We start from the raw sequence: 9193 nt of genomic DNA, 5'->3' as shown, positions 1-9193 counted from the left end.
TGGTTTGATGCGCCCTTTTTCCCTGACTCGCACGCTTTCTGCTCAAGAAAATTTCCAAATCGCTCAATTCAGGGACTTGACATCATACCGCTGGACTTTGATTTCGAAATTGTCTCTTGGAACACAAAAAAACCAATCCCTAAGGATTGGCTCGGGTACGTTAACAAGCAGACGGCCCCCTCCCGAGAGAAGGATCTGTCGCGTCGCAGGACGTACACCTCTCCTCTCCGCGAAGGAACGATGGTGCATGACCAATCAGGTAGGTCTCCTGGCTCACGGATCTGCGCTTGCTTTCGCCTTCCCCGGCAGAACATGCCGAGTGGCGTTTGAAAGCCGCTCCCCGTATACAGTGGCGGGACCGCTCGGGATTTGCACCCGATTCCCTGTTACCCCTTGCTCTCGCAAGGGCACCTCATTGGTTAATGATATGCGGTTAGCTCTCATTCTATCAGATAAATGAAATTGTGAACATCCTTCTTGCGGCAACGGAGGGCTTGCGACAAGGTAAGCAGGAGCCGCCATACGGGATGTAGGAGCAGCTTTTTTCAGTTACCTCTTTACTACCGGAATCCAAACCTCGCAACGATAGTCCTCGGACGTTGTGTCCCCCGGCAAATAGACTTCCAGCTCGGGAGCCCCGGAATGCGCGTACCCCGCAGCCGGGAACCATTCCTGATAAATACGTCCGAATAGACTTTGAATCGTTCCCGGCAGCGGGCCGACGGAGGTGAAGACGGCCCATGTGGAAGCGGGAATCGTCCGGGTCGAAAAACTCTCTGCAGTAGGCGAAGTCGTCGTCTCGCAGGCAATCATGTAGCTGAACTCTCCCTTATCGACCTGCATGTCCATGCACACGCCGAGCAGGTCCTTTCCAGGAGCCATGCTCATCAGCTTATCGACCGTGCCGTCTTCGTTGCACTGCTGCCAGAACCAGGGAATCTGACGCAGATTCTCGCCATTCTCGCAAGTTGTCCGCAGAATCTTCCCCAAGACGGTGAACGCCTCTTTCTCTACAATTCGGTAATCCATATCTACAGCTCCCTTCATGGACTCTACTGTAACATACCCGAGTCCTCTTCCTGATCAGTTTTTGTATATCTTCCTTATTTACAATTGGAGGAAAATTCATGTAAAAGAGGGATTACCATGGTTGCGCCGGTCAAGAAATATTCAGCGGAATTTATCGGAACGTTCGTGCTTGTTCTATTCGGCTGCGGAAGCGCCGCTACTGCCGGGGGAGAGCTCGGCTATCTGGGAATCGCATTCGCGTTCGGCCTGGCGATCGTTGCGATGGCCTACGTCATCGGACCGATTTCCGGCTGCCACATCAATCCTGCGGTTTCATTCGTCATGCTGCTGAGCCGCAAGTTGTCCGGCAGGGACTTCGCAGGTTATGTCATCTCGCAATCGGCGGGCGCGATTGTCGCTTCCATGCTTCTCTACGCGATCGTGGACTCGACGGGCGTAAGGGTTGTGAATCTCGGTCAGAACGGCTATGGCGCCGGCTATGGGATCGGGATTCCCGCAGGTATGGCCTTTCTCGTAGAGGTGGTTCTAACCTTTGTGTTCATTTATGTCATCCTGGGCATAACCTCTTCTACAAGCCATGCGCAGATTACGGGAGTGGTAATCGGGCTGACGCTTGTGTTCGTTCATATTCTGGGAATCGGCCTGACGGGGACGTCGGTTAATCCGGCAAGAAGCCTGGGACCTGCGCTTCTGCTGGGCGGACAGGCTCTGTCTCAGCTATGGGTGTTCCTTGCAGCGCCCCTGCTGGGCGGCTTGCTGGCCGCGATCGCGTTCCGCAGATTAAACGTCGAAAAAGCCAAGTAAGCCTCGCCTCCGATACCGACATTCCAACATATAAAAAAGAGCGGCTCTATGCGAGCCCGCTCTTTTTTGTATTACTGCTCATTCACTTGAACATACAGTTCGCTCGGCTGAACGCTGTGGCGACCGTAATGAAGGATGGACGGGAGTTGTCCGATTCGCTTGGCAAGACGGGATAACGATTGCTCGTGAAACAGAGCCAGGCCTGTATGAATCGTGTCCCGGAACGGCGCTATCCATCGCGGATCGAGACCGTCAGGGCCGAAGTAAGCGCCCAGCAGCGAGCCGGCCGTAGCGCCGAAGCTGTCCGTATCGTTGCCCTGCATGACTTGCTTGCAAATCCCGTCTCCGACATTCTCTGCAAACCGCAAGGTGTTCATTAACGTGCCGATTTCCTGATACACCTGGCAATGACGATATTCCGAGTATGTGCTATGAATTTGCTCATAGGCTTCTATCCAATCATTCGCAGCCGCGACGATGTTGCGGCATTCCAAGGCAGCTTCGTAGAAGCGGCTGCGTTGAGGCACGAATTGCAGAGCGGTATCGATAATCTCCATCCTGTCTTCAAGAACCTGGGCGGCCGCAATCGCTGCAGCGATAAACATGGTAGAGTAGACGCCCGTACGCCGATGCGTGAAGCTGGCGTCTCTCCATGCCAGCTCGGCGGCCAGCGCCGGTCTTCCGGGACAGGCGTATCCGTAAGCGTCCGCGCGTATGGCCGCTCCGCAGAGCTCGGTTTCAGGCGTAAGGAAATCGGGCCAGCCTTCGATGACGCTGTGATCGAACGGAGCTCTGTCATATTCCCAATAGGTCATTGCCGATCGAAGCAGCATGACTCTTTCGGGCCCCCAGGTCATACTGATCGGAACATGATTGATCCACAGGTCGCGAAGATTTCTCTTGGTGAATTCAGAGCCGAATTGTTCGAGCGCAAGCATTCCCATAAGCGTATAGTTGATGTCGTCGTCAGGCGCGACATGACGAATGCGGCTTAGCTCCGTTTCGTACCAAGACCAATGTCTTCTGCCAAGGGAGCGGAGCATCGGTTCCGTGACGTAATCGTTGACCGGCCACTCTCCTACTTTGGAGAACGCCTCTCTCATTTCATGGAGCGTCGGGTCTATTTCAAGAGGCTTGCCCAGAATCGAGCCGCAGACAGATGCCAGAAATGCCGTTTCAACGCGCGAGGCGCTATCCGTCAAATCGATGCTGCGCAGTGTCCCCTGAGGCCTGTCCGGATGGCACTCTGCCTGGATTTCTTCCAGCGTATCGGGTTCGACATACGGCCAATCCTTGCGCATGGGTATATCCGCAAGACTTGCGGCAAAGCTGAGATAAGCATCGTAGCTGTCGGGCAACTGCTCCAGTCTTTCGAGATAGCCGGAAGTGTTGCACCCCTGGGAGAACTTGTTGCGAAGAATCAGGGCCAAACGGTCTTTGAGAAAAGGCAGGGTCGGAAACATCGGGAGTCCTCCTATTGCTGATTTTGTTTATTGTAACCGCGTCAGCCCATGACGGGCTTCCCGAAAATCGCTGGATTGTTATCTGTTTTCATTGAAATCGCGGCTTCAATCGGGCTAGAGCGACGATCGCTTCGGGAGGCTTGTCTTTTGCAATTAAAGGGGGTATTTTGATATACGAGATCGCAATCGGACAAACGGAGGGGACGCAGCATGAATAGATTTCGAGTCTTTCTCTACGATTACTTGACGCTTAAGAAGAGAATCATCATTTTATTTCTCCTCAGCTCTCTGATTCCCTTTGCCGGAATCGCCACGGTGTCTTACTTTACTATCTACTCCATCGTATCGGATAAAATCCAGAACGGTCTGCAAAACAGCTTGAAGCAGGTTGAGCTTTCGTTAGAGAACGCCATCGACAACCTCAATCACACTTCCCAGCAGCTCAGCTATGAAGGCGGCGTAGGGCGGAAGCTGGGGGAGCTCTTATCCAGCACGGAGCCCTTTGAGCGCTCTCAGCTTACCGGAGACTTGAAAAGGGAGTTTAGCGTGATCAACTTCACCAATCCGAGCGTGGGGCTGACGATGTATTACTTTCAAGATACTCAAACGTACGATTTCGAAAATTTTTCCGTAAAGCCGGACTTTTCCTTGGACAAGCTGCCTCTGCTCACAAGCTACTACAAAATTTCCTATTACGGCCCCCATATCAGCAATAACCGATTTGATAATCATTACGTGCTCTCCGCCTTGAGAGAAGTCGACCTTCCCAATCGCGAGAACGTGTATGTATATATCGAGACCAGCTTTAACCTGACGCAAAACATCATGAACAACGATCAGTACGGCGGCAAGAACGCGCACATTTTCACGGATAACGACGGAAGGATCGCCTACACGGAGGTTCCCGACGTCTTTGTCAAAGACACAGTGTTCCAAGGCGCGACGAATAAGCAGGTAGACGGATACTACTGGTTCAAGGAGACCAGCAACCAAGGCTGGAGCATTATCTCCGTCATCCCGACGGCGGACTACAATAGAGAGCTGAACCGCTGGTTCGTGCAGATTTTCTTGTTTTCGCTGCTCTTTTTCTCCATTACGCTCTTCCTGGCGTGGCTGCTGTGGAAGATGGTCTACGGGCCGTTGACCCGATTCAACAGCGAAATCAAGCTGATGACTCAGAATCGATCCGTGTCGCTGCCGGTCAAGACGAAGATCCCGGAATTCGATTATCTGCTGGGCCAATTCCGCCAAATGAAAGAGCAAATCTGGGAATTGTTCGCTACGGTGGAGCAGAAGGAAAAACGAAGAGTCGATCTGGAATTGGAGAAGCTGCAGCATCAGATTAATCCCCATTTTCTTATGAATTCGCTGGACACCGTGCACTGGCTGGCCGTCATGAATGGGCAGGCGGAGATTGACCGCTTCGTCCTGTCGCTGAACAAGCTGCTGTACTATAACCTGGGCAAGCACAAGGAAAGCGCAACGATTGCGGAGGAAATCGGAGCTCTGAAGGAATATTTAACTCTGCAGCAAATCCGCTATGATTTTGTATTCGACGTACGCATCCTCGTCGACGAGCGGGTGATGAGCATGCCTATCCCTCGGTTTATCCTTCAACCCATTGTAGAAAACTCCCTCTATCATGGTCTGAATGACGATGGTTATATTGAGATTACCGTTGAGTTGAATGAGGGCGTCGAGATCAGGGTTCGAGATAACGGGGTCGGAATGACGGAGGACGCCATCGATCAGGTGCTTAACCGCAAATCGAACGATAGCGACAAGGTCGGCATGGGAATCGGCATGAACTATGTCAAGAGAATGCTTCATTCGCGGTACGGCGATAAAGCAAAGCTTGAAATCAGAAGCGTATCGGGTCAGGGGACAACCGTTATATTGGTTCTGCCCTTAATCTCCGAGGGGAGTTGACGGGATGATAAAGGTATTGATTGTGGATGATGATAGATTGGTTCGCAAAGGCTTGATCTCGGCTATGCCATGGGAGCAGTTCGATATGCAGGTCGTGGGAGAAGCCAGCAATGGCGCCAAGGCATTGGAGTTTATTGAAGAAGAGAGCATTGAGCTGCTCTTGACGGATTTGGAGATGCCGGTCATGTCCGGGATCGAATTGATGAGAGCCGTTCGTCATAAGCATCCTCATATCCATATCGTTGTATTAACGCTTCATCAGGAATTCGAGTATGTACAAGAAGCTTTAAGGCTGGGCGCAATCGACTATATCGCCAAAATCCAATTGGAGAAAGAGCGCTTCGACGAGGTGCTGCAGCGGATCTACAATCGGATACAGGAGCACAACCGCATAGATTTCTATTCGGGCAAGTCTCATCTGGAGCAATTCAACAGGGATGACGAACGGAAGAGCGAGTCTCATCATGAGGGCATGGAGCAAAGCATTGAGGAGCTGAAAGAGCGCTGGCTATCCCTCGAATGGGTCTATAACGAAGCGTTGTTTCGGAAGCTGCTGGAGGAATGCAAGCGAATGAATCTGCCGGAGACAAGGCTTCTGGGAATGCTTTTCTTTCTGGTAGAGGAATGGAACCAGACGCTTGTCCCGATGTTCTCGGTCAAAGCCGAGATGCAAAGTCACTATGAATGCTGGTCGGATGTCGAGCAATGGCTCACGGAGACCAGGCAGCGCATTGGCAAGGCGATGGATAAATCGGCGTTCTCCTCCGAGGTCGTGGATTGCGTCATGAGATCGGTCAGAATTATTCATGACGAATTCGAGCATCAGATTACGGCGATCGAGGTGGCGAAGAGAGTGAATCTCAGCCGCAGCTACTTCAGTCGATGCTTCAAGATGGTGACGGGAAAAACCTTCAACGACTATATTCGGCAGGTTCGGATCGATAAGGCCAAGGAGTATTTGCAGCATACGAATAAAACCATCTCCTGGATCGCTGAAAATATCGGTTATCTGGACGAGAAGTATTTCAGCCGTATTTTCCGCGAGCATACGGGCATGCTTCCCAGCGAATATCGAGTACAAGCGCATGCGGGTAGAATATTGTCCGACAGTCGGGTAGACAAATGAGGAAAAGGCGGCCGGAAGCCAATCCGCTTACGGACAGGCGAATCATTTGTCTACCCGATCGTGAAACCGCTTCCCCTCTTTCTTAGTGTTTATTCCATGCTACCTTTGATATACAGACTCAATTACACGATGAAAGAAGGTCGCTAAGTTGTACAAGAGAAAAATTGCTGCGATTGGCTTGGCAAGCTCGTTGCTTATTCTAAGCGCATGCGGAGGCAACAATTCCAGCTCCCCCTCGAACAACGCCAAGGAATCGCCGGCCTCGACGGCTTCGTCGGCTCCGGTGAATGCGGATCCATTCGGCAAATACGACGAGACGGTGACGATCAGCATCGGCAAAGGCGTCGATCCTACCGACAAGAGCTTGCCGGGCGGAGATACGCCAGAGAACAATCAATACACCCGTTACATCAAGGATACGATTAACCTGGAAACCAAGATCGCCTGGCAGGCATCCAGCAGCGGCACGGATTACGACCAGAAGGTGAATCTGTCCATCGCCAGCAACGACTTGCCGGATGCGCTGGTCGTTACAGACGCCCAGCTTAGACAAATGGTGAAGGCGGGCCAGCTTGAGGATTTGACGGAAGCCTACAACAATTATGCATCGCCTTTGCTTAAGAAGTTTATCGACTCGACGGAAGGCGTCGCCATGCAGTCGGTTACGTTCGACGGTAAAATGCTGGCGCTGCCAAGCGTCGTCGCACAGGCTGACGGCGTTCATCTGGCCTGGGTTCGGAAGGACTGGCTGGATCAGCTCGGCCTGCCTGCTCCCAAGACGGTCGAAGATCTGGAGAAGATCGCCCAAGCCTTCATCGACCAAGATCCGGACGGTGACAGCAAAGCCAACACGATCGGGATTGCCGGACCTCCATCCGGCGGGAAGTTGAATGCCAACTTCATCAAGTCCACCAACAATACATTCGGACTCGATCCAATCTTCACAGCGTATAAGGCTTACCCTGGTTTCTGGCTAGAAGGCGCAGACGGCCAAACGGTGTACGGCTCGATTCTGCCGGAAACGAAGGAAGCTCTTGCGAAGCTGCGCGATCTGTATGCCAAAGGCTTGATCGATAAGGAAATCGGGATTCGCAAAGATACGGCCGAGTTGATCAGCAGCGGCAAAGCAGGGATCTACTTTGGCCCATGGTGGGGCGGTTACTGGCCGCTTCCGGATGCCGTCAAGAATAATCCCAAGGCCAACTGGCAGGCTTATGCGATCCTTGATTCGGAGGGGACGTTCAATACGCGCATGGGAACGCCGTCGACGCAATTTGTCGTCGTTCGCAAAGGCTACAAAAACCCGGAAGCGATCTTCAAGATGGCTAACCTGTTGATTCGCGACGAGAACAACTTCGACTTGAGCGTTGCGATTGGCAACTATCCGCTTCGGGTTTCCCACACGACCGTGAACGATATTGAATATTCCGCTCAAGCGCTTAGAGAATTCCTGGCCGGGTCGAAGAAAAAGGAAGAGTTCGATCTGGAAAGCTACAGACTCCTGGAGGGCGATCTGGACAACATCAAGAAGGTTAAGCTTGAGCCCTATGACCAGATGGACATGCAATACTGGAATCCTCAGAACGATATGGGAGCATGGACTCGTGCATACTCGGTATTGGTCGGCGCGGGACCTATGGTCGATACGCCAATGAACAAGGTGTACAGCCAGATCTACTCCCAGACGAAGGCGATGGAAAGCAAATGGGCTACGCTCGACAAGCTGGAGCAGCAAACGTTCCTGAGCATCATCATGGGCGCGGCGCCGATAGACAGCTTCGACAAATTCGTCGAGGATTGGAAAAAGCAAGGCGGCGATGAAATTACCAAGGAAGTTGCGGAATGGGTTAAGAAATAAAGCGGGAAAACAAGGGATGACACGAGTAGATGCCAGCGTGGAAAACTGGCATCTATCTTTTTCTTGCAGCGAATGGAGGGACCCTACTTGAAAAATAAAGGATTCACCAAGCATTATTACCTCATGCTTCTTCCCGGCTTTGCGTGGCTGACGCTGTTCAGTCTGGTTCCCATGTTCGGAATCGTGATCGCCTTTCAGGATTTTAATCCGGGCAAGGGCATTTTTCACTCCGAGTGGGTAGGCTTTGAGAATTTTCAATATATGTTTTCTCTAAGCGACAGCCGCTCTATTTTCTGGAATACGATTTTTATCGCGATTATGAAAATGATCGGCAATCTCATTGTTCCGCTTGTTTTTGCGCTTATGCTGAACGAACTGCGGTCGATGGTGTTCAAAAGATGGATTCAAACCATCGTCTATTTGCCGCATTTTTTGTCATGGGTTATTTTGGCCGGCATTCTGCTGGACGTGTTCTCTTATACCGGACCAGTCAACTCACTGCTGGGCGTCTTCAGCATTGAGCCTATTCTGTTTTTCGGCAATGCGGATTTGTTCCCTTTTATGATTGTGGCGAGTGATGTCTGGAAGGAATTCGGCTTCAATACCATTATCTATCTGGCTGCATTGACGGCTATTAATCCGACTCTCTACGAGGCGGCGGGCATTGACGGCGCTTCGCGCTGGCAGAGCTTGCGTCACGTGACGCTGCCGGGCATATCGGCGACCATCGTTCTTCTTGCCGTGCTCAGTCTGGGCAATGTGCTGAATGCGGGCTTCGATCAGGTATTTAACCTCTATAATCCTCTCGTTTATTCGAAGGGGGATATTATCGATACGTGGGTATATCGTACAGGGCTCTTGAACTTGCAGTACGGCCTGGCGACAGCGGTCGGGTTGTTGAAATCGGTCGTTAGCTTCCTTCTTATTGCGGTATCCTACATGCTGGCCTCCAAATATGCGAACTATCGTATTTTTTAACTTATA

Annotated in this window: 7 protein-coding genes and 1 riboswitch; of the genes, 5 read left to right on the top strand and 2 right to left on the bottom strand. The window is 51.7% G+C overall.

Annotation, left to right across the window (positions count from 1 at the left end):
- Positions 1-241: 241 nt before the first annotated feature.
- Positions 242-430, bottom strand: a riboswitch (cobalamin riboswitch).
- A gap of 119 nt (positions 431-549) precedes the next feature.
- Positions 550-1029: a GyrI-like domain-containing protein gene (locus ACFO1S_RS09505; protein WP_204602595.1), complete on the bottom strand. Its 480-nt coding sequence runs from the start codon at positions 1027-1029 to the stop codon at positions 550-552.
- Positions 1030-1146: 117 nt separating this feature from the next.
- Here ACFO1S_RS09505 and ACFO1S_RS09500 point away from each other — a divergent pair, with 117 nt between their 5' ends.
- Positions 1147-1833, top strand: a complete 687-nt coding sequence (locus tag ACFO1S_RS09500) for an MIP/aquaporin family protein (protein WP_204602596.1) — start codon at positions 1147-1149, stop codon at positions 1831-1833.
- Between the two features lie 71 nt (positions 1834-1904).
- Here the strand turns inward: ACFO1S_RS09500 and ACFO1S_RS09495 are convergent, their stop codons facing one another.
- Positions 1905-3296 (bottom strand): ADP-ribosylglycohydrolase family protein, encoded by a 1392-nt coding sequence (locus ACFO1S_RS09495; protein ID WP_204602597.1) that lies wholly within the window; start codon positions 3294-3296, stop codon positions 1905-1907.
- Between the two features lie 210 nt (positions 3297-3506).
- Between ACFO1S_RS09495 and ACFO1S_RS09490 the strand changes: the two genes are divergently transcribed.
- The 4 genes from ACFO1S_RS09490 to ACFO1S_RS09475 all read left to right on the top strand — a co-directional run bounded on the left by ACFO1S_RS09490 (position 3507) and on the right by ACFO1S_RS09475 (position 9187).
- A complete protein-coding gene (locus ACFO1S_RS09490; protein WP_378126655.1) occupies positions 3507-5225 on the top strand; it encodes a sensor histidine kinase in 1719 nt (572 codons plus the stop codon).
- 4 nt (positions 5226-5229) lie between these two features.
- Positions 5230-6351: a response regulator transcription factor gene (locus ACFO1S_RS09485; protein WP_204602598.1), complete on the top strand. Its 1122-nt coding sequence runs from the start codon at positions 5230-5232 to the stop codon at positions 6349-6351.
- Positions 6352-6499: 148 nt separating this feature from the next.
- Positions 6500-8209 (top strand): extracellular solute-binding protein, encoded by a 1710-nt coding sequence (locus tag ACFO1S_RS09480; protein ID WP_204602599.1) that lies wholly within the window; start codon positions 6500-6502, stop codon positions 8207-8209.
- An 87-nt stretch (positions 8210-8296) separates the two neighbouring features.
- The gene (locus ACFO1S_RS09475) at positions 8297-9187 is read left to right on the top strand and encodes an ABC transporter permease (protein WP_204602600.1); all 891 of its coding nucleotides are present in this window, start codon (positions 8297-8299) and stop codon (positions 9185-9187) included.
- Positions 9188-9193 lie beyond the last annotated feature (6 nt).

The organism is Cohnella boryungensis (assembly GCF_042651945.1).
Classification (GTDB): Bacteria; Bacillota; Bacilli; order Paenibacillales; family Paenibacillaceae; genus Cohnella; species Cohnella boryungensis.
Note: the sequence above shows the minus strand (reverse complement) of the source record. Positions and strands in the feature narration are given on the sequence as shown.

Coding starts and splice junctions, on each gene's coding strand:
- ACFO1S_RS09505 (WP_204602595.1), bottom strand. CDS start 1,029: ATGGATTACCGAATTGTAGAGAAAGAGGCGTTCACCGTCTTGGGGAAG.
- ACFO1S_RS09500 (WP_204602596.1), top strand. CDS start 1,147: ATGGTTGCGCCGGTCAAGAAATATTCAGCGGAATTTATCGGAACGTTC.
- ACFO1S_RS09495 (WP_204602597.1), bottom strand. CDS start 3,296: ATGTTTCCGACCCTGCCTTTTCTCAAAGACCGTTTGGCCCTGATTCTT.
- ACFO1S_RS09490 (WP_378126655.1), top strand. CDS start 3,507: ATGAATAGATTTCGAGTCTTTCTCTACGATTACTTGACGCTTAAGAAG.
- ACFO1S_RS09485 (WP_204602598.1), top strand. CDS start 5,230: ATGATAAAGGTATTGATTGTGGATGATGATAGATTGGTTCGCAAAGGC.